Source organism: Alteromonas sp. W364 (assembly GCF_031846205.1).
GTDB lineage: Bacteria > Pseudomonadota > Gammaproteobacteria > Enterobacterales > Alteromonadaceae > Glaciecola > Glaciecola blandensis.
This window is the reverse complement of sequence record NZ_JAVRID010000010.1, coordinates 1-25,285: the sequence shown is the minus strand read 5'-3', so window position 1 is coordinate 25,285 and position 25,285 is coordinate 1. Positions and strand designations below refer to the sequence as shown.

Sequence of the window (25,285 nt, the reverse complement as noted above, 5' to 3'; positions counted from 1 at the left end):
CATGAAAAAAATATCCTCAAACAAAGTGTTTGGCGGTGAACATGCGCAATATACACATTGGTCCGAAGCGAATAATTGTGAAATGACTTTTGCCGTTTTTTTACCGCCACAAATGGATGATTTATCCGAGTTAAAAAAAGTACCGAGTCTATATTGGTTGTCAGGCTTAACCTGTACTGATCAGAATTTCATGCAGAAAGCAGGGGCATTTAAGCGCGCGGCCGAACTTGGTATAGCGATTATTGCACCCGACACCAGTCCACGTGGTGAAAATGTGCCTGATGATGAAAACCAAGCTTATGATCTTGGGCTGGGTGCCGGGTTTTATTTGAATGCCAGCGAAGCGCCATGGCGTGAACACTACAATATGTATGATTACATTGTGAAAGACTTGATTTCAGATGTAGATGAGCATTTAAATCTGAGCACTTCGCGCGCCATATCTGGTCATTCTATGGGCGGTCATGGGGCGCTTACAATTGGTCTCAAACACCCTGAATTGTTCGGTTCTATCTCAGCTTTTAGTCCAATTTGTAATCCGACAAACAGTCCTTGGGGAAAGAAAGCCTTTAGTGCTTACTTAGGTGAACAGCAAGATACATGGTTACAATATGACGCTTGTCATTTATTGGAGCACGCAACAGAACCACAAGCGATTTTGATAGAGCAGGGAAGTGCAGATGACTTCTTAGATGAGCAATTGCGACCTGAGAGTTTAATGCAAGTGGCGCAAAAGTCAGGTCATTCTGTGCAATTGCATCTAAGAGAAGGGTACGATCACAGCTATTTCTTCATATCTAGCTTCATAGAGCAACATTTAGAGTTCCACGCCAAATACCTTTAAAATAGTCAACAGCGTATTATGGCCAATATCACATGTATATTGGCCATACCTAAAATACGTAATTAGGTCTGTCGAGATGGGGTAGTATTTGTGTACGGTTTTTGAACATTCAAAGCGACACAAGTATGAAACTAACTCTTTGCGCATTTGCTATCTTTTTAACAGCATCACTTTGCTGTGAGAAAGTGCATGCATTGGCTGAGAGTGGCTTTGAATCTATCACTTCAACGACTAGCAATACAAATCAGAGTAGCAAAACCAATGACGTGCGCTACCTTCCTGGTTCGAGTAACATAGGTTCAGAAGCTGTTTTTGTGCAATGGGATTCTATGCGAGTTTTCGGTGGTACCTTTGGCACACGAGCGACAAGTGAATTACCCGATAGTTATTTAGCGCTCGAATCCATCCTGTCTGACACCTCCGATAAGCTGCAAGATGTCAGGTATTATGGGTTCTACACAGGGCTTCAGTATGACCTTCAAGAAGACTTATCAATTACGGGTCAATGGTCAAGATTTCAAACCGCACAATACGACAAACATTTCGCCAGCAATGTGTTAACAGTGGTAGATTTGAGTTTGTTGGAAGAAGCGCGTTCACAAACTGCCAGAACGCTTGGCTTGAACTGGACAATGTCAGATGCTTGGCGGGCTCAAGCAAAGGTACAAACAGTGGCAGGCTCCGTTTGGTTACCTAACGTCACTATTCCACGCTTCGTTACACAAGACTCAGAAAACTGGACGCTTGCAGCAATCGAAGTCATTTATACTTTTTAATTTAGCATAGGGTGTTGAGCATGAATCCATTAACGGGATTAAGACTCGCGTTTTTAGGTTGCGCCTTTTTCGCGGCAGATTCGTCGGCGGGTATCATTAGTTTTGGCGAGTTTGATGAAAACTTAAGTATACAATCTGAAAGCTTCGAAAGAACAAATACCCCTATAAATGGTGAACTTGCTACGCAGCAATTCTCAGATAATGGTTTAAATTTCCGATATAACAGCGGGTTTCCTGTATCCCTTTTCAACAATGCTTATTGCTTGCCGTCAGAGGGTTCGGTTTCCGGAGAGTCTTATATTGGTATCGGCGTTTCGACAACGTGCAGAACAAGCCGCAGTGTTAGTTCCGCTTCTGTCCTTTTCGACTACCAAATCTCGGCATTTAGCTTTGATTACAGTGTTGTCGTAGATTCACCTTTTCGGTTTGAATTGTTCGCCGATGGGAATTTAGTGCGTGATGTTGCGCTTACATTGTTAAGCGATAGACAAGCCGAGTATGAAGTCTTCTCTAATATCAGTTTTGACGAAGTACGATTTATTGAGGGAACCGGTTACGAATCACTTTGGGTTGATAACTTTCGGTGGCAGGGCGTGCCAGTAAGCGCACCGGCAATGGGAGGTTTATTCCTTCTTTCTATGGGTATCTTTCTATTCAGAAGAAAGCGACCGTAACTCACGCTGCGGGCTTGAATCCCCAATGCGGGTTAAGGCTGGTCCGGTTATTTTGGACCAGCTACATAGATAACCTTCGTTTACTTTGTTCTTGCTTCTTTCATTTCTTTACTCATTTCTTCAGTCAGGGCATTAATTTTGGGCATTACGTTTGTCATCATTCTTTGACTAGCTTGCATCGACTCTTGAGTGACTATCGGCATTTTTTCTAACATTGACTGACCAGTTGGAGATTGATAAAACGCCAGCATATCCTTCAGTTCTTTATCAGAGAAGTTTTGCTTGTAGATTTGTGCCAGGTCTTGCCTCATGCTATCGGCAGCCAATTCTTTTTTCATCAAAGTTAAGATTTTTAATTGATATTTATCGTATACCTCTTGTTCTTCAGAAGTCAGAATAGGTCCACCAGAAATGTTATTGACCATGCTTTGCATTTGTTCAAAAACAACATCGATAGTTTCGTCAACTGCCATGATATCGAATAATTGTTCAAGCGTTTCGTCTGTAGTTTGTGCTTGGCTGTTTCCAACAAGTACTGTGACCAAACTTAAAGCGATTAGAATCCTTTTCATATTTTATTTCCTTAATTTATTCGCTCAGTGACTGTACGCCGCTACTTTGTTTTCGTCAACTACCGACTTCAATTCTGCCACTACTGTTAATTCATAGTAACAACTGAAAAAACTGTAGAAATCATCACCTAATCGGCGGTAAGGTATTGATATTGTGATTTGGAAGATACCCAAAATGGATAAGTTCAGTCGTTACTGTGCAGCCTCCATCATAAGTTGTTATGCACTTGGAGGAGGAATGGAACTAAATCAAGTAACTTTGCCTGTAAATAACATGGAAGACTCAGTGAGATTTTATCTCCTTTTAGGGTTCACTCAGATAGTAGATACCCCCCATTATGCACGTTTTGTTTGTCCAGATGGAGGTTCAACATTTTCCTTATCGCTAGAACAAGATGAGTTCGAAAATCACACAGTCATTTATTTCGAGCACAAAGCACTCGATGAACTATTTGAAGACTTGTCCAAGAAAGGTATTTTGTTTGAACAAGCGCCAACAGAGCAACGTTATCTTTGGAAAGAAGCTATTGTGAGAGATCCTTCGGGGAATAAAATTAAGTTTTACTGGGCCGGTGAAAACCGTATCAATCCACCGTGGAAAGTTGAAAAACGTGCATAAAAAATTTGAAGTGGGCAAAAATAAAGCGCAATTTTGTAGCGGTAATGAATGTCATGCAATAAAAGGAATTTGGGGTTGATGTCACGAATAATACTAATATTCACCTTAATCTTCTGTTCTTCAGCGATCGCTGAGGAATGTAAAGTTACATACTTAGAAGAATTAGAATACACAGATATAGAATGTCAGTTCTATATGGGCACTGCAGCATATAGAAATAAAGTATATTCGGTTGCTGCAGCTCATTGGAATTACGTTATTAATTCGCCTTTAAAACATGAAGGTGAAGAAGAGCTTAAAGTTATGGCTTTAAGCACTATGACTTTTCTAAGCTATCATGGCTTAGGTATAACACAAGATAGGAACAAAGCGGTAAAAAGCTGGATTGATGCCGCAAGTAAAGGGGATCTTGAAGCAAGACGGCACTTAGGCTTTGCTTACTCAGATGAAAAGTTTAAGAACAACGATCCTATAAAAGCACTAGGTTGGTATGAATCTATATTTCTATTATGTCCTAACAAAGATGATGTCGACGAGTCTGACTTAGGTGTGTATCAAGATGCAATTGATGGGGCTGGAGAATTAAAGAATCGTTTGTCTTCTGAACAACAAGAAGCTGCGATACGTTTTGCCAGGTCAACTTTATAAGGCCTCTGAGTAAGGCGCTATCTGCCTTTGGTATTGAGTTAAAATTAAGTTAGAAAAACATGGTGGTATAAAGGAAATTGGTATGAAAACGTTTTTCGTTATTTTCTTGTTGGTTCATTCCATGGATGCTTTTTCGCAGCATTTGTTTTCGAGTCAGCATAGCATTTCAAGTGGCAATGCAGAAATGAACTCATTTGAAGTCAATTGTGAGGACGACTGTTACTTCACCATGTTTTTAGAAGTTTCTAAATTAGACTTTGAAAGCCCTGCAGAATCTGGAGCAATGTTTCGTGTGTGGGATGAGACACGGAAAAAGTATGTTTTATTTGGCATTAAGGCCAACAAGCAAACTATGACTCCGCAGTTAACAATTATCACATCTAGTGGCGAGCCAGAAAAGGTACTAGGTTCTTCTGAATTAGGAGCATTTGAGGGATTCCAATTTAAATGGAAGGACGGTAAGTTTCGGCTAAACATCTTACGTCGCGTAAAAATCGACGGGTACTCTCAAATAAAACAAAGCCCCCTAACTTTTGAAGGTAAGTTAGCTTTTCACCCTCGAGCAGTTGAATATCTGTTTTTAGGTGCTGATGTAACGCAATATATAGATGCTTCATCACAAAATATAAACCCAGAATGGACTCGAATGGTGAATGGCAGCTAGCAAAAAAGTAAAACACATTTTTCGACAGAGCGCTCCAAAACGGGTTTTGAAAGTGCTTTGAGTCAATTTAAAAGGAACGAGTATGAGCGAAATGGAAATCAAAGCAATAATCAAAAAGTATCGAAATAGGGCCATTGGACTATTGTCCATCTTCAGTGTCACTGGGATTATTTTTGATTATTTACTAAAGGTATCAATCATAAATAGTCGTTTCGAATTAGATTTATCACCTCCAGAATTTGGTTCAGATTCTGCGGTAATACTGGTGATTTTAGGACTGTATGTCGTGTTGTTTTTGTGTTTCGATGCGTATCAAAAAATATTATTGACGCTATTCGCAGTCAAATAGTTATTCATGAGAGCACGCAGAATTCATAGCCAAAGCGTCAAGCGGAAATACTTGCGCAATTGACAAAACCATTAGCCGGATTTGCGGGAAGTGTTGGACTCTTAAAAAACTGAGGAAAACGAAACAATGAAAATTAATAAGAAAACCTATCGAAGCGGCCCATTTAAGGATTTTATTGCGCAGGGCACTCAAGTCGGCAATATTCTATACATGGCAGGACAGGTTGGTATAGATAATAGTGGAGCTGTTCCGCAAAGTATTGTTGAACAAACTGCTATTGCTTATTTAAATATGAAGGATGTGTTATCGCAGTTCGGCGCAGATATGGGCAATATTGTTGATGAAACGTTTTTTGTTACTAATATGGACGAGTTGATGGAAAACGTTGAAGCGGTTTATGGTGAAAGGGAATCTGCATATGGATGCATGCCCGAAGTAAGCCAAACAGTTGTTCAGGTCTCTGGGCTTGTTCAGCCTGAACTAAAAATCGAAATAAAATGCATTGCACACCTGTAGAAACGGTAGCTAAAAGGCAATTCAATACTCGCCCGTTAATTGGGGTTTTCGGCAAACAGGAAGGCTGACCATTGTTTGTTTTTTAAGAAAAAGAAAGTAGCGCCTCACATTATTGTGACAACCAGTTGAGTTATCCATCAAACACAATTGATACTATGCAATATCTACGCTTTCTCCTTTCTTCTAACTACAGTGCGATGGTATAATTTTCAGCGGTCCATTAAACCTATACCGCTTTGCAAAACTGAAATACGTGTATCAACCCTTACACGACTCAAAGACTTGCAACGCAAATCGCTTTACTTCTAACAAAATTAAGAGTTCATTGCTTTGTCCACGCCTACTGTAGATCACCGTTTTTCCGTTGCCCCCATGCTTGATTGGACAGACAGACACTGTCGCTTCTTCTTACGTCAACTTTCAAAGCACACCGTTCTTTACACCGAGATGGTGACAACCGGCGCAATTATTTACGGAAAAGGTGACTATCTTAGTTACAACGATGAAGAGCACCCTGTTGTTCTGCAACTCGGTGGAAGTGAGCCTGATGCCATGGCGCACTGCGCAGAGATAGCACAAGCCCGCGGTTATGACCAAGTGAACATTAATGTGGGTTGTCCATCCGATCGAGTTAAGAACGGTAGTTTTGGCGCTTGTTTAATGGCGATGCCAGAAACCGTGGCACAATGTGTTGAAGCAATGAGAGCAAAGGTCGACATTCCCGTCACAGTAAAATGCCGTATTGGCATTGACGACATGGATGACTACGAAGGCTTAAGTCGATTCGTATCTTTGGTTGCCGCTGCTGGGTGCAATGACTTTACGGTTCACGCCAGGAAAGCTTGGTTAAAGGGCTTAAGTCCGAAAGAGAATCGCGACATACCACCACTTAATTATCAACGTGTATATGACCTAAAGAATGAATTTACAGATCTCAACATTGCAATAAACGGCGGAATTACCACAATCGAAGAGGCGAAAGCACACCTCGAACATGTAGATGGCGTAATGATGGGAAGGGAAGTCTATTCCAACCCTTTTATTCTCTCAAGTATTGATAATGAGATTTATGGCGACACCACCAATCCCATTACAAGAGAACAAGTCGTCGTAGCGATGAATGACTATATTCAACACCAACTAGAGAATGGTTCACGCGTATGGCACATAGCTCGTCACGTGCTAGGGCTTTTCCAATCTCAAACTGGCGGTAGAATTTGGCGTCGTTACCTCAGTCAAAACGGCACCAAACGTGACGTCTCTAAAACGCTTCTATTAGATGCATATGAACAGGTTCTTGATGCTCAAGAGAAAGCAAAATCATTTTTAGATAGCAAACCGAGTGTCTAAAAAATACACGGACTAAATTTTAGTTAAAACCACTAAGTTAAGTGGTTTTTTTCGCCACACCTCATATTCAATCTTCTTTCCTCTACGCTTATATTAATTAAATTATTTTTTAAGTGACTGAAATTAATAGATAAAATATTTTTTTAAAAAACTGGCACAACTCTCGCTATAGCTCAAGTGTACTCGCCGATAAGGCAACTAATTTTAGGTTTTGCAACAGTAGTCGAAACCAACACTTTTAAAACATTTGAGGAAAATATTATGTCTATTAAGCTTACAGTTTTGTCTACTTTGTTCGTATCATCAATCGCATTTACTGGTGCTGCACAAGCACAACAATCTCCGGTTGAACTTCTTTTAAATGACGTGATGAAAACAGCAATGCAAAGCGTTACTGCTGAAATCAACGAAGAAGTTAATAAGTCAATTTTGGTAGCAAGCTCTAACTTTCAGTTTGCAAAAATCCAAGACCCAACGCTACCAGCAACAACAGTAACCATTACTGATATTGCAAAAGTCGATAAAGACAGTGACGTAAACCTTGTGGAAAAAAGCGACGACTAATCTCTTGATTAGTCGCTCGACGACATTCAGACAAGGAGAGGGTTATGTTAGGTCATATCAGTTTAATCAGTCTTTTGGCCACCCCGATTGTGTTGTATCTCGGGAGTGCATCATTAGTAATGTGTTTAGAGTATTTCAAAATCTTAGACACAAAATAGTTTACGCAGCAAAGTAGGGGAAACAGAATGAAAACAGTAATTAACGACAGACGTTTATTTAGAGATCCAAGCAGAGCAATTATTTCTGGTGTTTGTGCAGGTCTAGCTAAATATTTTGATGTAAACCCTTTATGGGTGCGTGTCGCAGCAGTCGCTAGTATGGCAATGTTACCCTTTGCAACCGCGCTCGCTTATGTCCTTGCAATTTTATTGCTCAGATATAAGTAGTTGCCCAAAAGCCAGAGGGGCAACTATAATAGAAGTGAGAGAAGAGAAATGCGTTTGATAGACGACATTTTTTTTCCGTTTTAATAATAGCTTAGCAATGCAAAGGATGATCATGGCACAGTTTTTTACTACGAAGACAATTACTGCAGGTTTAGGCTTAATTATACTATTATTTGCATTATTAGGTTTTTGGTGGAGTTTTGCCCCAAACACCTTCGATGTTAGACAGAATGCCAAAGACATGGCATCTGCAAATGGGCATGAAGTTGTGACCGGTTATACGACAACTGCGACATTAATAAGAGTCACAGAAGAAATGTTGTACAAAAATGGTGGCTACTTAACTAATGATGTTACTCCTCCCGGTATTTTCATGGACAACATTCCATCATGGGAATTTGGCGTGCTCGAAATGAGCCGTGACCTCGCTTTATCAATGCGCAAGGACTTCAGCCGCTCTCAATCACAAAGCCTTGAGAACCCTCAATTAGTAGCTGCACAGCCTTTCTTCAATAATGACAGCAACAAGTGGATATTACCGAGCTCTGAATCTCGCTATGAGAAAGCGGTAGAGCAACTATATCTGTATCAGGCCGAACTTGGCAAAGTTGGTAATTCGAATACGCAGTTCTACGCCAGAGCAGACAACTTAAGAGATTGGCTAAAACAAGTTGAAAAACGACTTGGCTCATTATCTCAAAAACTAAGCGCTAGTGTAGGGTCAGATGTCATCAACACAGAGCTAGCGGGAGATGCTGATGCCAGACAATCCACGCCTCAAAGCTCAATAATGACCAACAAAACTAGCTGGTTTATGCTAGACAATAACTTCTACGAAGCGCGTGGCGCAAGCTGGGCTCTGCTGCACTTTTTAAAAGCCGTTGAAGTCGATTTTAAAGATGTTCTTGAGAAGAAAAATGCTACCGTAAGCTTACGTCAAATCATTAGAGAATTGGAAGCGACTCAAGAAACTATCTTTACGCCCGTTATACTAAATGGAGATGGCTTTGGTATGCTAGCTAATCACTCGTTAGTAATGGCGAACTATATTTCCAGAGCGAATGCTGCTTTAATCGAACTATCAGAACTACTTAACCAAGGATAAAATATGAGAAAGTCACTTTTAGGCTGTGCAATGCTAGCTGCAGTTGCAACTGCACCCGCACAAGCCGATACGCTGTTGGGCGCCTATGTTGGAGCGCAGGGATGGAACATGGGCGTAGAAGGTGGTTTTGCAAACGAAGAATCACTCACTGAGTTTTCATACGATGATCAAACAAATAGCTCATTATATGTCGCATTGGAACACCCAGTACCACTAATTCCGAACCTAAAACTAGTCCGAACGACGATGGACACTAGTGGTTTCACTAATCTTAACAGTCAGTTCGAATTTAACGGCGAGCTATACTCAGCAAATACTGATGTAAGCACAGACTTCGAAATGAGTGCGACGGATATTATTCTGTATTACGAAATCCTAGATAATGATCTAGTTAGCGTTGATATCGGCTTAAACGGTAAATACCTAGACGGTACTATTGTGGTCAGTGAGTCAGAATCTAACCGCACTGCCACAGAAGAGTTTTCTGGCGTGATTCCGATGGCTTATGCTAAGGCTGAAGTTGGTTTACCTTTCACTGGCCTTGGTGTCTATGCTGAAGGCAGCTTCTTAGCGATTGGAGACCACTCTGTTTCAGATATTCAAGCAGCGTTAACTTACAGCTTCGTTGAGTCACTTGCTTTAGATATGACACTACAAGCTGGCTATCGCGCAGTAACAGTTGAATTGGACGATATTGATGATTTTTATGCAGATTTAGAGTTCAGCGGTGTGTTCGTTGGTCTTGAATTTGACTTTTAATTGATTCTTTCAGTCTAAAAAGTAATAAAAAATCTGATTTAATTCTTTCACGTTATGCTAAAAACTCGCTAACCTTATCCGCAATATGGTTAAGGTTAACGAGAAATGACAGTAAATAACGGCAATAATTCTTTTTCTGCCCTGAATGAACAGCAGCTTCAACTGCTGTCATCAGCGGCATCTGTGTTAAATAAAGAACAGCTTATTTGGGCTAGTGGCTACTTTGCCGGTATGGCTGGTGGCGTTGCAAGTTCTGGCGCACAACCTGGGCAAGCGCTTGCTAGCAGTGCTGCGGCACAACCAAAATTAACAATTCTTTATGGCTCTCAAACCGGTAACTCGAAAAGCGTCGCTCAAACTTATAAAACCGCCGCGAGTGAGCAAGGTTTCGATGCTAATGTGATTAGCATGGCCGACTACAAGCCACGTCAATTAAAAAATGAAACTCATTTGGTCGTTATTGTAAGCACTCATGGTGAGGGCGATGCACCAGATGATGCAATCGAACTGCATGAATTCCTTGCAAGTAAGAAAGCGCCGAAAGTGCCTAATTTGAAATATGCTGTGGTTGGTTTGGGCGATACAAGCTACGAATTTTTCTGTCAAACCGGCAAGGACTTCGACACAAGATTGTGTGCCCTTGGCGCGACAGCTTTAGTTGAGCGTCTAGACTGTGATGTTGATTATGATGAGGCAATTGCAAACTGGGCAGTTGCGCTTAATAACAAGTTAAAAGACGAGTTGAAGCCTGTTGAAACAACACAAGTTGCCAATCTAACTCCAGCTGCAAATGCAGTTGCAGAGTCTTTATACAACAAGAAAAATCCTTTCGCTGCGACGTTAAGTGAAAGCTTAAAAATAACGGGTCGAAACTCAGTAAAAGATATTCGCCATATAGAAATTTCCTTGGAAGACAGCGGTATTCAGTATCGTCCCGGCGATGCCCTTGGTGTATGGTTTAGTAATGATGAAGCGCTTGCTGGCAGAATTATGACAGCAACTGATACTAAAGCAGATGACCAAGTAACCATTGCCGATGCTAATTACTCTTTGCTTGATGCCTTGGTCAATAAATTAGAGTTAACGCTAAGCTACCCTGGATTTGTAAAAGCGTATTTGGCCGCGACAAACGACAAAGAACTGGCAAGTTTGATGGGAGATAAAACAGCCTTACGTGAATTTTTATCAGTATCACAAATTGTTGATATCGTTGAGAAGTATCCTTCCAAGGTATCTGCTCAAGCCTTAGTTGATGCGATGCGTCCAATTACGCCGCGCTTGTATTCAATTGCTTCGAGTCAAGCAGAAGTAGAAGACGAAGTACATCTAACCGTTGCACACGTTGAATATGAAGCGAATGGCTTTACTCACCAAGGTGGCGCATCGGGTTTTCTTTCAACCCGTTTGGAAGAAGGTCAAAATGTGAATGTTTATGTTGAAAATAACGACAATTTCAGACTGCCAAGTGACCCAAATACGCCAGTCATCATGATAGGTCCTGGAACCGGTATTGCGCCATTTAGAGCGTTTTTGCAAGAGCGTGATGCTACAGAGGCCGAAGGGAAGAACTGGTTGTTCTTTGGCAATCCTAACTTTACTCAAGACTTTCTATATCAGACCGAATGGCAGGGCTATTTAAAATCGGGTCTGTTAAGCAAAATCAGCTTGGCGTTTTCACGTGACCAAGCCGAGAAAATATATGTGCAAGACCGTCTACGCGAGAATGGCAAAGAAGTATTTGAATGGCTGGAGCAAGGAGCTCATTTCTATATCTGTGGTGACGCGTTGCGCATGGCAAAAGATGTTGAATCTGCATTGCTAGAGCTAGTGTCGGTGCATGGCAATAAGTCTGAGACTGAAGCCAAAGAGTACGTTACCAATTTACGCAAATCTAAACGTTATCAGAAGGATGTTTACTAATGAGTGATGATAAAAAATTTACTGTTGAAGGTAAACTTGCTGACAATGAGCGTTTAAAACGCGAAAGTAACTTGCTGAGAGGCACCATAACCACAGATTTGAAAGATGATGTTACCGGTGGTTTTACTGCCGATAACTTCCAGTTAATTCGTTTCCACGGTATGTATCAGCAGGATGATAGAGACATTCGAGCTGAACGAATGAAGCAGAAACTCGAGCCTTTACATAATGTAATGCTTCGAGCACGTCTACCAGGCGGCATTATTCAGCCTGATCAATGGTTGGTGATAGATAAGTTTGCAGCTGACTACACTATGTACGGCAGTATTCGCTTAACTACGCGTCAAACTTTTCAGTTTCACGGCGTATTGAAGCCTAATATTAAACAGATGCACCAAACGCTAAATAAAGCGGGTATCGACTCTATTGCAACTGCGGGTGATGTAAACCGTAATGTGCTTTGTACGTCAAATCCAGTCGAATCTGAGTTACATCAGGAAGCCTATGAATGGGCAACGAAAATAAGTGAACATCTACTGCCAAAAACAAAAGCTTACGCTGAGATTTGGTTAGACGGCGAAAAGGTTGATTCTACGCAGGAAGATGAGCCTATTCTTGGAACTAATTATTTGCCGCGCAAGTTTAAAACAACCGTCGTTGTACCTCCGCATAATGACGTAGATGTACATGCAAATGACTTGAATTTCGTGGCGATTGCCGAGAACGGTAAGCTCATTGGCTTCAACGTTTTAGTTGGTGGCGGTTTGGCCATGACACATGGTGACAAGTCTACGTTCCCGCGTAAGGCGGATGACTTTGGCTTTATTCCTTTGGATAAAACACTCGATGTTGCGGCTGCCGTGCTAACTACTCAGCGTGATTGGGGTAACCGTGTTAATCGTAAGAATGCGAAAACAAAGTACACCCTTGAACGTGTTGGGGTAGATAACTTTAAAGCAGAAGTTGAAAAGCGTTCAGAGACAACATTTGAAGATAGCAGACCGTACGAGTTTACTACTCGCGGCGACCGCTATGGTTGGGTTGAAGGCATTGATGGTAAACATCACCTTACTTTGTTTATTGAAAACGGTCGAATCTTAGATTACCCCGGCAAAACCTTAAAAACAGGTTGTGCTGAGATTGCTAAGATACACACCGGTGATTTCAGAATGACAGCTAATCAAAATTTAATTGTCGCTGGTGTGCCAAGCGAACTAAAACAGCAGATCGAAGATCTTGCCTTGGCGCATGGTTTAATGGAAGCGAGTGTTAGTAATCAGCGTAAAGACTCTATGGCTTGTGTTTCTCTACCAACCTGCCCGCTTGCGATGGCTGAAGCAGAGCGCTACTTGCCTGAAGCGGTTAGCGAAATTGAAGCAATGCTAACCAAGCACAAGATGCAGGATGAGAGCATTATTTACCGCATTACAGGTTGCCCAAATGGCTGCGGCCGGGCAATGTTGGCTGAAGTAGGTTTAGTTGGCAAAGGTCCTGGTAAATATAATTTGCACATTGGTGGAAACCGCGAGGGAACTCGTATTCCAAGAATGTACAAAGAGAATATTACCGACACTGAAATAATGTCGCACCTAGATGATCTAATTGGTCGTTGGTCTAATGAGCGTGAAGAGAAAGAGTCTTTTGGCGATTATGTCATTAGAGCAGGGATCATTGCACCTGTTGTCGACTCGGCTAGGGATTTTTATGACTAGTCTCGCAACGAATATGAATGAAAGCCTCCGTTTGGATTTTGATATTGAGCCTGCTCAGCTTTCGGAATGGAATGTTAAGCTAGAGAACATGTCGGTAAGGCAACGAATAGAGTGGGCGTTGGCTTACTTGCCTGGCAACCATATGTTGTCATCTAGCTTTGGTGCGCAGTCTGCAGTGATGTTGCACCTGCTCAACGAAGTCGCTCCTGGGATTCCTGTGGTGCTGACCGATACTGGCTATCTATTTCCGGAAACCTATCAGTTTATCGATGAGTTGACAGCGCGGTTAAACTTGAATTTGAAAGTCTACTCAGCGCCTATCTCTCCAGCTTGGCAAGAGGCTCGTTTTGGAAAGCTTTGGGAGCAAGGTTTAGAAGGGATTGAGACTTACAACAACTTAAATAAAGTTGAGCCAATGAAACGGGCATTAGATGACCTAGCAATAGGAACTTGGTTTGCAGGTTTGCGCCGAGATCAGTCTGATTCGCGAGGAAAGCTTAAGGTATTGCAGAAGCAAGCGAAACAATTCAAGTTCCACCCGATACTTGACCAGTCGAACAAACAGTTGCACGAGTATCTAACGGCTAATAAGTTACCCTATCATCCATTGTGGGAAAAAGGTTATGTTTCGGTCGGAGACTGGCATACCACTGTTGCTTTGCAAGACGGCATGTCAGAGCAAGATACACGGTTCCATGGCTTGAAACGGGAGTGCGGGCTGCACGAGTTTGGTGATGGTGACGGCATTTAAATCAAGAAAATAAAATAAATCGTTCAAAAAACCAGCGTTAGTGCTGGTTTTTTTCTATATTTGAGAGTAGTGTTTCCATTTGGTAACACCTTTACTGTAACTTAATTTTTAAGTTCATAACCAAAGGCTATTCATCTTGTCGAGTTCAGAAGCGTTAATTGCCGGCCTTGACGTTGTTAACGATACGACATCAAGTCCTATATCGAGTGATTCGGTCACTACCTATCTGTCTGCTCATTTAGCTAAGTTAAATAATGTCGTTCCTTCCAGCCGCGGAGCTTTTTGTGTGGGCCGAGCAGGTTACTTAATTGACCAAGAGAGTGATGATTTATATATTCTCGGTGGAAATCATGAGTATTCGCGACTGGTCAAGACTAAAGCCGAAGATAACTTGCCCAAGAGAGTATTGCAGCTTGCTATGCATTGCTTTGAATCCCGGAGTCACTATTATTCAAAGCACAACAATCTGCTATATCTTTCACATTCCGGATTAGAAGCGGTTATATACTTTAAAAGTAGCGAACTGTTGAGTATTGATGAACAAAAAATTGCAGAAACCTTGGGTTGCCAAATAAGTATCGGTTTAGAGAATGCCAATTTATTTCGCAAACTGAAACAATCATCCTTCAATGACTGGTTGACCAAACTGCCAAATCGAAACGAATTCATTAATCTGATCAGTGTTGGTAAAGCGCAAACTCAGGGCCCACAGAACATAGCGTTAGTAGACCTAAGTCACTTCAGCGATGTAAACGATGGTCTCGGGCAAGATATCGGTAATGCACTTTTGGTCGCTGTATCAAAACGGCTAACCAACTCTTTTGGCAGCGACGTTAAAATTGGTCGAGTAACCGGTGATGTATTTGGCTTAATTGGAGACGCCAATTTTGTCGAACCATATATTATCAATGATCTTTTTCGAACCGCGTTCTCGGTCGGTTCACATTCTTTGCAAGTCAATGTGCATATCGGTTTGTATAAGGTCGGACCGAGTGTTGATGCAATTTACCAACTTCGATGTGCCAATATCGCGCTCAATGTCGCCAAAAAAGCAAAGTCCGGGAACTACGCATTTTATATACCTTCAATGGATGGTGAAACACAAAGTAGGTTGAAAATTATTCGTAATTTACAACAAGACTTTAAGCGCGAAAAATTACAAGTTTGGTATCAACCTCAAATAAACCTAGTCACCAGAGAAATCATTGGTGTTGAAGCCTTACTTCGTTGGCAAGATGACAAAGGCGCTTTTATTTCACCCGAGGTGTTTGTGCCTCTCGCAGAATATTCTGGTTTGATTGTCGATATTGGTAAGTGGGTGTTAGCTGAATCGGTACGCCGTCTAAAAATGCTTTGCTTATTAGGCTATGAAAACTTCCGAATGGCGGTTAACGTATCGGTACTACAGTTTAGGGATTCTGAATTTGTTGACTACGTAAAATATATATTAGATATACATGGTGTCCCGCCAAGCTTATTAGAACTTGAGATTACTGAGTCCGTGGTAATGGACGAGCCAGAAATTGTTATCCAGTCACTACAGTCTCTCAAGGACTTCGGGGTTTCGATTGCTATTGATGATTTTGGAACAGGCTTCTCTTCTTTATCCTATATCCAAAAGATGCCGCTTGATCGCCTGAAAATAGATCGCTCCTTTGTCAATGATCTCGATAACGGGAAGAATGCGTTCATTGCCCAGGCTATTGTAAATTTAGGACTTCAGTTAGGCTTAACGACTATTGCTGAAGGGGTCGAGCACGAAGAACAAGCTGAGCAGATGCTTGCCCTGGGGACTGATGAAGCACAAGGTTACTTGTTCGGAAAGCCAATGCCCTATACTGAACTTAGAAAATTTGTGTTGTCGCAAAATAGCGACAAAGTTGTGCAAGAAGATACCTAGTCAACAAACTATTATCATATTTAATCTTACTTAATAGGCTTCGCTTGTCTCTTTGATGCCCGAATTTGATGATTTATTTTGCTTTATGACAGTAATTGTCATGTTATTTTCTTATCCTTGTAATATAACTGTAATATTCGTGTGATTTCACTTGATTTCGAGGTTATGTTTGTCTATACTTTAATCACTGTTAATTCACCGAGAACTGATATGAAATATTTAAAAACAATCATGTTGATGACAGTTTCAGCAGTCGCGATGTCTGCGAATGCTAATGCCGGTGAAGCTAAGTTGTTCAATTGTATGGATAAAACTACACTGACTATGAATAGTGAGTGTATGAGTAAACAGATAGCGTCTAATTTAGTCTTCAAACGTGCTGAAGAAGCTGTAATTCAAAAAGCGAGCGACGTAAGTGATAAAGCAATTGCTACTATGACTTTCGATCCTAAAACGATGACAATCGAAGTCGTTGCGCACAGAGATGCATTGTTAGCTAAAAACTAATACTGAGTCGAATTGATAAAAACCTCCTTTTTGGGAGGTTTTTTTGCTTCTGGCACAGAATTTTATCGTTTTACCTTATGCATGACCCCGATTACATGGTATTTTATCTACCGTCAATTGAGATGGTAGAGAAGCATATCCGTACCCACACCTTAATTGACAAAACACATCAACTAATTGAAAAGCGAAGGGTTTCGCTTTTAAGAATGGATATAAATAAGGAACATCTATGAAAAAACTACTGGTAGTATTATTGCTAGTTGCTGTCGGTGTTGGTGCATACCAATTCCTAGGCGGTAGCAAAGATATGGAGCGTTTGGATTACGTTCCAGCTGACACTGTGCTGCTATCTGCACAAATGAAACCGCTAAATATGACTGCTTACCTAGCATCTATGGGCATGCAGCCTGGTCAGTACGATCAGTTTGGTCAGGTATTCGACGAAATGATGCAAGATGAGAATGATCCTGCATCAAAGTTTGGACTGGCAATCTTTAATGGCTTTTTTGAAGCTGTTGCAGCGCCAGAAACATTTGTTTCTACTACGGGAATGAAAGATGCGCAGCGCTCTCTTGTCTATTTCGTAGGTGTATCACCAGTCATGCACTTTGAGTTAGATAGTGAAGAGCAATTTCTTTCATTTTTCAGTGATGCTCAAGTCTCTTCTGGCATCACTTATGCTGATAAAACAATTGAAGGCGTCGCTTATACCAGTTATTTGCTAGATGAAGAACTCGGTCTTGAATTATTAGTCAGAGCAGCAGATGGTTGGGGAGTAATGACTTTCCATGCAGCTGAATTTGATGACGAGCATTTAAAGCTTTCACTTGCAGTTACTAAGCCAAAAAATCCTATCACAGATAGTGAAATCTACAGCAAAATGTTCGGCGAATACAAGATGAGTAAAGACGGTATTGGCTTCATTAGCACACAAGAAATTGGCAAAATGTTGACTACTGTTGATGGAAACTCAATTGCCAAAGATATTGGTGTGTTAGGCGATGGCGAGATTGCGAGAGAGTTTGAGATGCTTAGAACGCCGGAGTGTAAAGCAGATGTTGATATGCTGACAGCTATGTGGCCAGGCATGTTTATCGACACTACTATTAACCAAAGTTCAGGTAAATCGCTAAATATCGACGGTAGAGTATTAATCCCTACAAGCAGTAAAGTCGCTAAAGATGGTTTGAAAGCACTTAGAGGTTTCTTACCGAACTATGCTACCGACAACAAAAGCATGCTATCGGTTGCGCTTGGCTTAGATGTGTCAGCCCTGAGTAGCAGTGTTAGTAGTATGTGGTCTGCTGCGTCTAACATGAGCTTGTCTTGCGAGCCATTATTGGCACTCCAAGCTGAAATGCAACAAAACAATCCTACAGGCGCATTCGCGATGGCAGGTGTAGCCAATGGATTCTATGGTGTTGCCGCAGCAATCAACGAATTTGAGTTTGATATGAGTGGAGAGGGTGCAACTTCTTTAGATGCGGTAGTTTCGGTATCTGCTGAAAACATACAAGCTCTTTACGCTAGTTTACAAACATTCGTTCCATTCCTTGCACAACAGCCTCTTCCAGCCGAAGGCGAAGTGTTAAATATGGCAGATGTAGTACCCATGTTAAGTCAGTTTGGTATCGAAGTTTTTGCCAAAGCAAGTGATGAACACCTTGTACTATATGCTGGCGAAGCAGGCACAGTTCAAGCGGAAAGTGTTCTTTCAGAAGGTTTAACGCAAAACGGAATGAATGCTTTGAAGATTGATTACGGTAAATTCTTCGAACAGATGCTTCCTATCATGCAAATGAGCGGCCAGCCTATTCCACCAGAATTGGAAGGCATGTTAGATACTAAAATGGTAGTGTCGATGTCTACTGATGTTGACGATACCGGTATTGTATTTACGACCACCATGCAAATGGACTAAGGTCGAATTAAAAGCATAAAAAAACCTCCATTTGGAGGTTTTTTTTTAGCTAGATAAATTTAGAAAACTCTATTTAGTCCATTTAATGCTGCAACACGATAAGCTTCAGCCATGGTTGGGTAATTGAAGGTAGTATTCACGAAATATTCAATCGTATTTCCAGCGCCCTCTTGTTGCATGATAGCTTGCCCGATATGGACAATTTCACTCGCTCTTTCACCAAAGCAATGTATACCCAGTAGCTCTTTGGTTTCGCGGTGGAAGAGTAGTTTCAAGCTTCCAACTACCGTATCGGCGATTTGTGCTCTAGCTAGGTGTTTAAATTGAGCTCTTCCCACTTCATAGGGGATGCGCAACTCAGTCAGTTGTTGTTCGGTTTTACCTACAGAACTGATCTCTGGAAGTGTATATATTCCTGTTGGAATATCTTCGACAAGCGCCTTGTGGCATTCACCTGAAAGCATTGCTTCAGCAGCAAAACGCCCTTGATTGTAAGCAGCTGATGCTAAGCTAGGATAGCCAACGACGTCTCCAACAGCATAAATGTTTTCAACTTCGGTTTGGTAGTTACTATTTACTTTCACTTGCCCGCGGCTATCTGCTTTCAAGCCAACGTTTTTGAGTGCCAGTTCGGCAGTGTTTCCCGAACGACCATTAGCAAATAGCAAACAGTCAGCCTTCATACGCTTACCAGATTTTAAGTTAAGCACAACGTAATCATCGTGGGTTTCTACTGATTCGTATTCTTCATTGTGACGGATCACAACGCCGTTATTCCAAAGGTGATAGCTTAGCGCGTCTGATATTTCTGTATCAAGGAATGAAAGTAAGCGGTCACGCATATTAACCAAATCCACTTTAACGCCCATACCTCGAAAGATTGAAGCATATTCGCTACCAATAACACCGGCACCATAAACGATGATTGTTTTGGGGTGGTGCTTCAGCGATAGCAATGTGTCACTGTTGTAGACTCTTGGGTGCTTAAAGTCGATGTCTTTTGGTGTATAGGGACTAGAACCTACGGCCAGGACAAACTGTTTTGCAGTAATCGTCTCAACTGATCCGTCATTACGACTGACACTCAAGGTATTTTTATCAATAAAGCTCGCTTCTCCCGTAATAACAGGCACGCTGTTTCGCTCGTAAAAAGATGAGCGTAGACGAGATTGCTTTCGGATCACACCGCTTGCATGCTGCATAATGTCTGCGAACGTTAGGCTACGTGTTGAGTTATTATCGTTAAAAAGCGGGTTTTGATTGTATTCAACCAAACGACTGACAGAGTGACGCAAAGCCTTCGATGGAATCGTGCCCCAATGCGTACAACCACCACCTACCGATTCATATCGCTCAATTGCGGCGACGCGTTTGCCTGCCTTTGAAAGCTGCATAGAAACACCTTCACCCGCAGGGCCTGTGCCGATAACGACGGCATCAAAATCGAAGGCATTACTGTTCTTTTTTCTGTGTGGCATGTATACATTTCCAGTCTTGTTTTCAGTAGTTTATCAATATTTTAGAAATAAAAAAGGATGCCGAAGCATCCTTTCTTATTAATTTGTAGCTTTAAGCTGTCCGAAGCTCAAAGTAGAAAGCATATATGGATCGCCATTTTTGCTTTTGCACATCTAAGGTTTTCTTTAACTCTTTACACTTAAAGTCGAGCTCAAAACTCTCGTAAGACTTTTGAATATCTTTCTTCTTCAAGTTCATTAAACGCTTTTTAGTCGCGTAGAACTCAGACATTTTATGCATCAAGACTTCATACTCATGCTGCATCTTAGCTAAAATCTCTTCCGCGTCTGGTAAGGTTATCGCCTTATCTTGCGCATATTTTAGCTGCATTTCTAATTTCGCCTTTTCAATGCGCTCTTCCGGTGTTTTCCTTAAGTTTTTGGTAAGGCCAACATAAGATAGGGCTTTTATCATCCATTTAGTCGGATCGAACTGCCACCACTTGACGCCATTTCTATAATCATATTCGAAGATATGATGATAGTTATGATACCCCTCACCAAATGTGAAAAATGCAAGAATACCATTGTCACGAGCTGTGTTCTTATCTGTGAATGGGCGCGAACCCCAAATGTGAGCAAGTGAATTGATAAAGAATGTAACATGGTGCACGAGTACGATACGCGTCACGCCAGCAAGCAGAAGCATACTAAGGACATCGCCGTTTAACCAACCGACCAAACCAGTGATGCCAAAATTTGAGACCAACACGATCGGCAAATAGTACTTATGCTGCCACATCACTATTTTGTCTTTTTGCAGGTCGCGGCAATTGCTGTAGTCAGCGAAGCGAGTTGCTTTATGCTCTCTTAGCATCCAGCCCATATGACTATACCAAAAACCTTTCTTAGCAGAGTAAGGGTCTTGATCGTTAACGTCAACGTGACGGTGGTGCACACGATGGTCTGACGACCAATGCAAAATACTGTTCTGCACCGTCATTGCGCCACCAACGGCTAAAATAAACCTTACAACCGGATGCGCATCATATGCCTTATGTGACCAAAGACGATGGTAACCAGCAGTAATAGACATGCCAGTAAAGTAGAACAAGAAGATAGTAAAACCTATTTCGACAGCGTCGAATCCATAGGTGAATGCCCAAATTGGTGTCCCTACCAAGGCTAATAATGTAAGAACACTAAATACCAATACGTTGGTAATTATGATGGGTGGTTTTTTCAAATGATGACCTAAAATTTCAGCTTACAACTGTACGCTAATTTAACTTTTGTTGCCGTATTTGGCAAGAAATAAAGTTCTTAATATCTCAGTTTTTGTTGTATTCTTTCACACTATGAATAGACAAGAACAAAAACTGCAAACTCGACAACGTATTGTGGACGCTGCTTTTAGCTTACTCGATGAGGATAAAAGCCTTTCCGCAATGAGTCTACGAGAAGTTGCTCGTCAAGCGGGTATTGCGCCTACCTCTTTTTATCGACACTTTTCAGATATCAATGAATTAGGGTTAACTTTGGTTGATGAAGCTGGCTTGGCCTTGCGTCAGTTAATGCGACAAGCTCGTCAAAGGATTGAGGCTGGCGGCGGTGTTATCGATATTTCGGTAGATACATTTATGGAATTTATTTCGGCTAACAAAAATGTATTTAGACTATTGTTGCGTGAACATACCGGCACATCAGCAGCGTTTCGGGCTGCGGTTGCCCGTGAAATCCAACACTTTATTGAGGAGTTAGGTGATTACGTCGTGTTGCAGTTAAAGCTTCCAAGAAATATTGCAACTATGCAAGCTGAAGCGATGGTGAAATTGGTATTTAGTGCAGGTGCGGAAGCCTTAGATTCTGATGGACCGGCGCGCTCAGGAATAGCACAAAGAGTGAAGCTTCAACTGCGCTTTATTCAATTTGGCGCAGTTGAATATTCGACTCGAAACGTTGGTTAGCGTTTTCGCAAGTAAACACCGCTTTCGATGTGCTCAGTAAACGGGAACTGATCGAAAATGGCGCCGCGACTGACGTCATGTGTCTTATTAAGCTTCTCTAAATTCTCCGCAAGTGTAGTCGGGTTGCAAGAAATATAGATGATGTTGTCATACTCTTGAATCAAAGCAATAGTCGCATCATCGAGCCCTGCGCGAGGCGGGTCAACTAAAACAGTGCTAAAGTTATAGTCACTCAAACTAATATCTTTCAGCCTATTAAACTCCCTTGTTCCGCGACTTGCCTCAACAAACTCTTCGCTTGAAAGTCTGACGATACGCAAATTATCAACAGCATTTCTTTCGATATTAAATTGGGCCGCGTTGACTGATGTTTTTGATATTTCTGTGGCCAACACTTTGTCAAAGTGCTTCGCCAAAGGTACAGAAAAGTTGCCTGCTCCACAGTATAATTCAAGCAAGTCACCCGGCAGGTCTTTAATTTGTTCAACAGACCACTCTATCATTTTGCAATTCACCAGTGCATTGGGTTGAGTGAAGCTATTTTCGATTTGTTTAAATTCAAAAGCTTCACCATTAATATGAAGTCTTTCAATGACAAAATCTTGGTCAACTTCAACCTTTTGCTTTCTTGAACGCCCAATAAATTGAATGTTTAGTTCAGAGCTTAAAGCTTGCTTCAGGCTAGTGATCTCATTAACCCACTCTTCATCAAGAGGTTTGTGATAGACAAGGGTAACCAGTATTTCATCGGTTAAGGTGCTCAAATAATCTATCTGAAAAAGCTTTTTACGCAGCGGTTCATTCCCAATTAGGGCTTCTGAAACTGCTTTCATCGCTTTGTTTATTACTCGGCTAGCTGCTGACAATTGGTCAACGCGATATTGCTCTTTTGTCTCTTTGTTAAACATGATGTGATAAGTGTCAGCGCCATCGTGCCAGATTCGAAATTCTGCGCGCATCCTAAAATGCTCAGGTTCAGAGTCGAATACGTCTATTTCATCTTGATAAAAAGGCTGCAGAAGAGTGCGAACCTTTTGTTCTTTATTATCTAGTTGAGCCTTGTATTTACTCGTTAAATCTACTGACATGATGAACCTAAAAAACGTTTGAATTTCGCGAATTGTAAAGTTTTTTCAGAATTTACCAAGTTAAAGCTAAAGGTTTTATTTTTATGTGTCGATACAGATGTTGAGGATAGTGAGGTATCTGTCATGAATTTTAGTGAAATAAAGAGTTTTCCAACAGAGCAGCCAAAACAGGTAAGGCCTGAGGTTGCCCTGAATAAACAGCTTCAACAAGATGGTTTGAAACAAGCTAAAGAGTTACAACAATCTTTTGCTCAAAATAACGAAGCTATTTCTGATAATCGAAAGGTTGCTGCGCGAGTTTTAAGCGGGGCGATCAATAGCACCTTGTCTGTCAATGGACAGTCAGCCGACATAAGCCCAAAATCAACAGAAGATGAAAAAGAGAATCAAAAGCCTCTTTTTGATTTTGAAAAGGTGGCGAAAAACGTTCTATCTTTCGTTGGGGGCGTCATTAATAAAGCCGCTTCGAACGGTGACTCGGACGATAAGTTAACAGCTTTGTTTGAGCAGGCTAGAACAGGCGTAACGATGGGGATTGAGTTAGCCGAGAAAGAACTGGGTGATACATTGAATGATGAAATTGCCCAAGGCATTGCGGCAAGTAAATCGTCCATATTTGACGGCATAGGCAAACTCGAAGACAAAGTTTTCGGTAAATCACCTGAGATAAACGCTAGCTCCCTAGATTTTGAAAGTTCGACGAAAGCGGAAAAGAGTGAGTTTTACGTCCGAACTCGCGATGGTGATGAAGTAAAAGTGAGTTTTGGATTAAAAGAACAATACAGCTCAGCGAGCTTGGTCAGTGATCAAGGCAATTTTGCGAGTTCAACCGTTTTTGAGCAGTCAGCAAACTTTTCTTTAGCGATTAGTGGTGATTTGGATGACAACGAATTAAAAGCAATTGGTGACCTTGTTGCACAAGCGGATGATATTGCGAACACTTTTTATAGGGGCGATATTGAAGAGGCTTTTAAACAGTCTTTAGAGATCGGCTATGATACAAAAGAGTTGGCTAGTTTTGCTTTTCAATTAACGAAAGCTGAAAGTTATCAGAAAATGCAGAAATACGACGAAGTGAAGAATTATTCTGAGACCGCTGCTGACCTAAAAGCACCAAAGGCGGTAGCGCAATATTTGAATAAAGTACTTGATGGGTTAAATACGGCAAATGAGCAGCTAGAAAATGAAGGTGACTTTAAAGCCGTTATTAATAGTTTGGTTAATGAACTGAAAGATGTGCAGGTGCCGGATATTTTGACAGCGATAAATCGTTTTCACAGTTTCAATGCGAAGCTGTTGGAAGGAATCGAACCACAAACTACATACTAATCTGATAGATACAAAAAAGCCCATCCAAAACTGTTGAAGGTTTACATTATTATGTAACGTAAACAATCTAAGTTTAAGGTGGGCTTTTCGCGTTTCCTTAGTAATAGAACTTAGGCTACCTTATCCTTAGCTGGCCTAACCTTAATCGTTCTTTCCTGGAAGTCAGAATCGTTAAGTTTCTTTATCATGCTTTCGGCTGCGTCAACACCTACCTCTACAAAACCGAAACCCTTGCGTTTACCAGTGCGCTTATCCTTCATTAAACGAACTGATTTAACGTAACCAAAGTTCTCAAAATGTTCCTTTACAACTTGTTCATTAGCACGGTAAGGAAGATTACCCACATATAATGTGGCTATGTCATCTTCTCCTTCTGTGCTAGCGCTTTCATTTGTTTCCGAAACAGTTGAACTAGTTTTAGTCAGTGAACTCAATATAATAATCAAAAGGCCGTTTGCGACCACCCCGACCGAAAATAAAGATTTTTGTAATGTAGTTGCATCTTGGTCCAATACCGACGATGAAGTAAAAAAACCAATCACAGCTAATATGATTGTTGCCACGAGTACGAGTGGCAGTTTTATGGATACCATAACCTTCCCTTATCTTTTTTTGTTAATGTTATGTAAAAGGCCCCTACAATATGACGGTTTTGCGCGAGTTTTACTAGTTTTCCATGCGTAAAATAGGCGATTTATTTCAAATTGGATAATAAATGGTCACTTTGTGCAAAATAAGTGCGAACGAGTCAGGTTTTTCAAAAAACTTCTCTCTTTTTGAAAAAAGCACTTGAACTAAATTCATTTATCTCTAAAATGCGCGCTCACTTCAACGGAGACATCCAAACGAAAGTTTAGAGACTAGGTTGGAGTGGCGAGCAACATTACAATTTGGCTTCGATTTACTG

General features: G+C 41.2%; 26 protein-coding genes. 21 read left to right on the top strand and 5 right to left on the bottom strand.

Going from position 1 to position 25,285, the window contains the following annotated elements:
- The first annotated feature begins 1 nt into the window (after position 1).
- The 3 genes from fghA to RM556_RS15115 all read left to right on the top strand — a co-directional run bounded on the left by fghA (position 2) and on the right by RM556_RS15115 (position 2,294).
- Positions 2-844 carry an S-formylglutathione hydrolase gene (gene fghA / locus RM556_RS15125; protein ID WP_311362982.1) on the top strand — a complete coding sequence of 281 codons (843 nt, stop codon included), beginning with the start codon at positions 2-4 and terminating at the stop codon, positions 842-844.
- A 125-nt stretch (positions 845-969) separates the two neighbouring features.
- Complete coding sequence (locus RM556_RS15120) at positions 970-1,620, top strand: hypothetical protein (protein ID WP_311362983.1); 651 nt, start codon at positions 970-972, stop codon at positions 1,618-1,620.
- Positions 1,621-1,640: 20 nt separating this feature from the next.
- Positions 1,641-2,294, top strand: a complete 654-nt coding sequence (locus RM556_RS15115; protein WP_311362984.1) for a hypothetical protein — start codon at positions 1,641-1,643, stop codon at positions 2,292-2,294.
- An 80-nt stretch (positions 2,295-2,374) separates the two neighbouring features.
- On the opposite strand, the gene RM556_RS15110 is transcribed toward RM556_RS15115, so the two are convergent.
- On the bottom strand, positions 2,375-2,866 hold the full coding sequence (locus RM556_RS15110; RefSeq protein ID WP_311362985.1) for a DUF2059 domain-containing protein: 492 nt from the start codon (positions 2,864-2,866) through the stop codon (positions 2,375-2,377).
- 238 nt (positions 2,867-3,104) lie between these two features.
- Here RM556_RS15110 and RM556_RS15105 point away from each other — a divergent pair, with 238 nt between their 5' ends.
- The 16 genes from RM556_RS15105 to RM556_RS15030 all read left to right on the top strand — a co-directional run bounded on the left by RM556_RS15105 (position 3,105) and on the right by RM556_RS15030 (position 18,537).
- Positions 3,105-3,485 carry a VOC family protein gene (locus RM556_RS15105; RefSeq protein ID WP_311362986.1) on the top strand — a complete coding sequence of 127 codons (381 nt, stop codon included), beginning with the start codon at positions 3,105-3,107 and terminating at the stop codon, positions 3,483-3,485.
- Positions 3,486-3,563: 78 nt separating this feature from the next.
- Positions 3,564-4,133: a hypothetical protein gene (locus RM556_RS15100; RefSeq protein WP_311374990.1), complete on the top strand. Its 570-nt coding sequence runs from the start codon at positions 3,564-3,566 to the stop codon at positions 4,131-4,133.
- An 82-nt stretch (positions 4,134-4,215) separates the two neighbouring features.
- Positions 4,216-4,797: a hypothetical protein gene (locus tag RM556_RS15095; protein ID WP_311374989.1), complete on the top strand. Its 582-nt coding sequence runs from the start codon at positions 4,216-4,218 to the stop codon at positions 4,795-4,797.
- 82 nt (positions 4,798-4,879) lie between these two features.
- Positions 4,880-5,146 carry a hypothetical protein gene (locus tag RM556_RS15090; protein WP_311374988.1) on the top strand — a complete coding sequence of 89 codons (267 nt, stop codon included), beginning with the start codon at positions 4,880-4,882 and terminating at the stop codon, positions 5,144-5,146.
- A gap of 126 nt (positions 5,147-5,272) precedes the next feature.
- Positions 5,273-5,662 (top strand): RidA family protein, encoded by a 390-nt coding sequence (locus tag RM556_RS15085; protein WP_311362990.1) that lies wholly within the window; start codon positions 5,273-5,275, stop codon positions 5,660-5,662.
- Between the two features lie 330 nt (positions 5,663-5,992).
- Entirely contained in the window at positions 5,993-7,012 is a 1,020-nt protein-coding gene (gene dusA, locus RM556_RS15080; protein WP_311362991.1) for a tRNA dihydrouridine(20/20a) synthase DusA, read from the top strand.
- Between the two features lie 261 nt (positions 7,013-7,273).
- Positions 7,274-7,576: a hypothetical protein gene (locus tag RM556_RS15075; RefSeq protein WP_311374987.1), complete on the top strand. Its 303-nt coding sequence runs from the start codon at positions 7,274-7,276 to the stop codon at positions 7,574-7,576.
- Positions 7,577-7,761: 185 nt separating this feature from the next.
- Entirely contained in the window at positions 7,762-7,962 is a 201-nt protein-coding gene (locus tag RM556_RS15070; protein ID WP_311362993.1) for a PspC domain-containing protein, read from the top strand.
- A gap of 112 nt (positions 7,963-8,074) precedes the next feature.
- Complete coding sequence (locus tag RM556_RS15065) at positions 8,075-9,067, top strand: DUF2333 family protein (protein WP_311362994.1); 993 nt, start codon at positions 8,075-8,077, stop codon at positions 9,065-9,067.
- 3 nt (positions 9,068-9,070) lie between these two features.
- Positions 9,071-9,826, top strand: coding sequence for a TIGR04219 family outer membrane beta-barrel protein (locus RM556_RS15060; protein WP_311362995.1), 756 nt, complete (start codon positions 9,071-9,073; stop codon positions 9,824-9,826).
- Between the two features lie 105 nt (positions 9,827-9,931).
- Positions 9,932-11,746 (top strand): assimilatory sulfite reductase (NADPH) flavoprotein subunit, encoded by a 1,815-nt coding sequence (locus RM556_RS15055; RefSeq protein WP_311374986.1) that lies wholly within the window; start codon positions 9,932-9,934, stop codon positions 11,744-11,746.
- Positions 11,746-13,458, top strand: coding sequence for an assimilatory sulfite reductase (NADPH) hemoprotein subunit (gene cysI, locus RM556_RS15050; protein WP_311374985.1), 1,713 nt, complete (start codon positions 11,746-11,748; stop codon positions 13,456-13,458). The genes RM556_RS15055 and cysI overlap by 1 nt, the downstream gene beginning before the upstream one ends.
- Positions 13,451-14,209, top strand: coding sequence for a phosphoadenylyl-sulfate reductase (locus RM556_RS15045; protein WP_409220095.1), 759 nt, complete (start codon positions 13,451-13,453; stop codon positions 14,207-14,209). Before cysI ends, RM556_RS15045 begins: the two co-directional genes overlap by 8 nt.
- Before the next feature lie 136 nt (positions 14,210-14,345).
- On the top strand, positions 14,346-16,109 hold the full coding sequence (locus RM556_RS15040) for an EAL domain-containing protein (protein ID WP_311374984.1): 1,764 nt from the start codon (positions 14,346-14,348) through the stop codon (positions 16,107-16,109).
- A gap of 210 nt (positions 16,110-16,319) precedes the next feature.
- Entirely contained in the window at positions 16,320-16,616 is a 297-nt protein-coding gene (locus RM556_RS15035; RefSeq protein ID WP_311374983.1) for a pyridine nucleotide transhydrogenase, read from the top strand.
- A 229-nt stretch (positions 16,617-16,845) separates the two neighbouring features.
- Positions 16,846-18,537 (top strand): hypothetical protein, encoded by a 1,692-nt coding sequence (locus RM556_RS15030; protein ID WP_311374982.1) that lies wholly within the window; start codon positions 16,846-16,848, stop codon positions 18,535-18,537.
- A 59-nt stretch (positions 18,538-18,596) separates the two neighbouring features.
- On the opposite strand, the gene sthA is transcribed toward RM556_RS15030, so the two are convergent.
- Both sthA and RM556_RS15020 read right to left on the bottom strand, forming a co-directional pair.
- Positions 18,597-20,015 (bottom strand): Si-specific NAD(P)(+) transhydrogenase, encoded by a 1,419-nt coding sequence (gene sthA, locus RM556_RS15025; protein ID WP_311363001.1) that lies wholly within the window; start codon positions 20,013-20,015, stop codon positions 18,597-18,599.
- A gap of 91 nt (positions 20,016-20,106) precedes the next feature.
- Positions 20,107-21,240, bottom strand: coding sequence for a fatty acid desaturase (locus RM556_RS15020; RefSeq protein WP_311363002.1), 1,134 nt, complete (start codon positions 21,238-21,240; stop codon positions 20,107-20,109).
- Positions 21,241-21,352: 112 nt separating this feature from the next.
- On the opposite strand from RM556_RS15020, the gene fabR reads away from it, so the two are divergent.
- Positions 21,353-21,961 (top strand): HTH-type transcriptional repressor FabR, encoded by a 609-nt coding sequence (gene fabR / locus RM556_RS15015; protein WP_311363003.1) that lies wholly within the window; start codon positions 21,353-21,355, stop codon positions 21,959-21,961.
- On the opposite strand, the gene trmA is transcribed toward fabR, so the two are convergent.
- The gene (gene trmA / locus RM556_RS15010) at positions 21,958-23,049 is read right to left on the bottom strand and encodes a tRNA (uridine(54)-C5)-methyltransferase TrmA (RefSeq protein WP_311363004.1); all 1,092 of its coding nucleotides are present in this window, start codon (positions 23,047-23,049) and stop codon (positions 21,958-21,960) included. The genes fabR and trmA overlap by 4 nt on opposite strands.
- Positions 23,050-23,172: 123 nt before the next feature.
- Between trmA and RM556_RS15005 the strand changes: the two genes are divergently transcribed.
- Positions 23,173-24,378, top strand: coding sequence for a DUF5610 domain-containing protein (locus RM556_RS15005; RefSeq protein ID WP_311363005.1), 1,206 nt, complete (start codon positions 23,173-23,175; stop codon positions 24,376-24,378).
- A 110-nt stretch (positions 24,379-24,488) separates the two neighbouring features.
- Here the strand turns inward: RM556_RS15005 and RM556_RS15000 are convergent, their stop codons facing one another.
- Complete coding sequence (locus RM556_RS15000) at positions 24,489-24,971, bottom strand: RNA-binding protein (RefSeq protein ID WP_311363006.1); 483 nt, start codon at positions 24,969-24,971, stop codon at positions 24,489-24,491.
- Positions 24,972-25,285: the final 314 nt, after the last annotated feature.

Excerpts from the sequence above, each read along its gene's own strand:
- fghA (WP_311362982.1), top strand. The coding sequence starts at position 2 with ATGAAAAAAATATCCTCAAACAAAGTGTTTGGCGGTGAACATGCGCAA.
- RM556_RS15120 (WP_311362983.1), top strand. The coding sequence starts at position 970 with ATGAAACTAACTCTTTGCGCATTTGCTATCTTTTTAACAGCATCACTT.
- RM556_RS15115 (WP_311362984.1), top strand. The coding sequence starts at position 1,641 with ATGAATCCATTAACGGGATTAAGACTCGCGTTTTTAGGTTGCGCCTTT.
- RM556_RS15110 (WP_311362985.1), bottom strand. The coding sequence starts at position 2,866 with ATGAAAAGGATTCTAATCGCTTTAAGTTTGGTCACAGTACTTGTTGGA.
- RM556_RS15105 (WP_311362986.1), top strand. The coding sequence starts at position 3,105 with ATGGAACTAAATCAAGTAACTTTGCCTGTAAATAACATGGAAGACTCA.
- RM556_RS15100 (WP_311374990.1), top strand. The coding sequence starts at position 3,564 with ATGTCACGAATAATACTAATATTCACCTTAATCTTCTGTTCTTCAGCG.
- RM556_RS15095 (WP_311374989.1), top strand. The coding sequence starts at position 4,216 with ATGAAAACGTTTTTCGTTATTTTCTTGTTGGTTCATTCCATGGATGCT.
- RM556_RS15090 (WP_311374988.1), top strand. The coding sequence starts at position 4,880 with ATGAGCGAAATGGAAATCAAAGCAATAATCAAAAAGTATCGAAATAGG.
- RM556_RS15085 (WP_311362990.1), top strand. The coding sequence starts at position 5,273 with ATGAAAATTAATAAGAAAACCTATCGAAGCGGCCCATTTAAGGATTTT.
- RM556_RS15075 (WP_311374987.1), top strand. The coding sequence starts at position 7,274 with ATGTCTATTAAGCTTACAGTTTTGTCTACTTTGTTCGTATCATCAATC.
- RM556_RS15070 (WP_311362993.1), top strand. The coding sequence starts at position 7,762 with ATGAAAACAGTAATTAACGACAGACGTTTATTTAGAGATCCAAGCAGA.
- RM556_RS15065 (WP_311362994.1), top strand. The coding sequence starts at position 8,075 with ATGGCACAGTTTTTTACTACGAAGACAATTACTGCAGGTTTAGGCTTA.
- RM556_RS15060 (WP_311362995.1), top strand. The coding sequence starts at position 9,071 with ATGAGAAAGTCACTTTTAGGCTGTGCAATGCTAGCTGCAGTTGCAACT.
- RM556_RS15055 (WP_311374986.1), top strand. The coding sequence starts at position 9,932 with ATGACAGTAAATAACGGCAATAATTCTTTTTCTGCCCTGAATGAACAG.
- cysI (WP_311374985.1), top strand. The coding sequence starts at position 11,746 with ATGAGTGATGATAAAAAATTTACTGTTGAAGGTAAACTTGCTGACAAT.
- RM556_RS15045 (WP_409220095.1), top strand. The coding sequence starts at position 13,451 with ATGACTAGTCTCGCAACGAATATGAATGAAAGCCTCCGTTTGGATTTT.
- RM556_RS15035 (WP_311374983.1), top strand. The coding sequence starts at position 16,320 with ATGAAATATTTAAAAACAATCATGTTGATGACAGTTTCAGCAGTCGCG.
- RM556_RS15030 (WP_311374982.1), top strand. The coding sequence starts at position 16,846 with ATGAAAAAACTACTGGTAGTATTATTGCTAGTTGCTGTCGGTGTTGGT.
- sthA (WP_311363001.1), bottom strand. The coding sequence starts at position 20,015 with ATGCCACACAGAAAAAAGAACAGTAATGCCTTCGATTTTGATGCCGTC.
- fabR (WP_311363003.1), top strand. The coding sequence starts at position 21,353 with ATGAATAGACAAGAACAAAAACTGCAAACTCGACAACGTATTGTGGAC.
- trmA (WP_311363004.1), bottom strand. The coding sequence starts at position 23,049 with ATGTCAGTAGATTTAACGAGTAAATACAAGGCTCAACTAGATAATAAA.
- RM556_RS15005 (WP_311363005.1), top strand. The coding sequence starts at position 23,173 with ATGAATTTTAGTGAAATAAAGAGTTTTCCAACAGAGCAGCCAAAACAG.
- RM556_RS15000 (WP_311363006.1), bottom strand. The coding sequence starts at position 24,971 with ATGGTATCCATAAAACTGCCACTCGTACTCGTGGCAACAATCATATTA.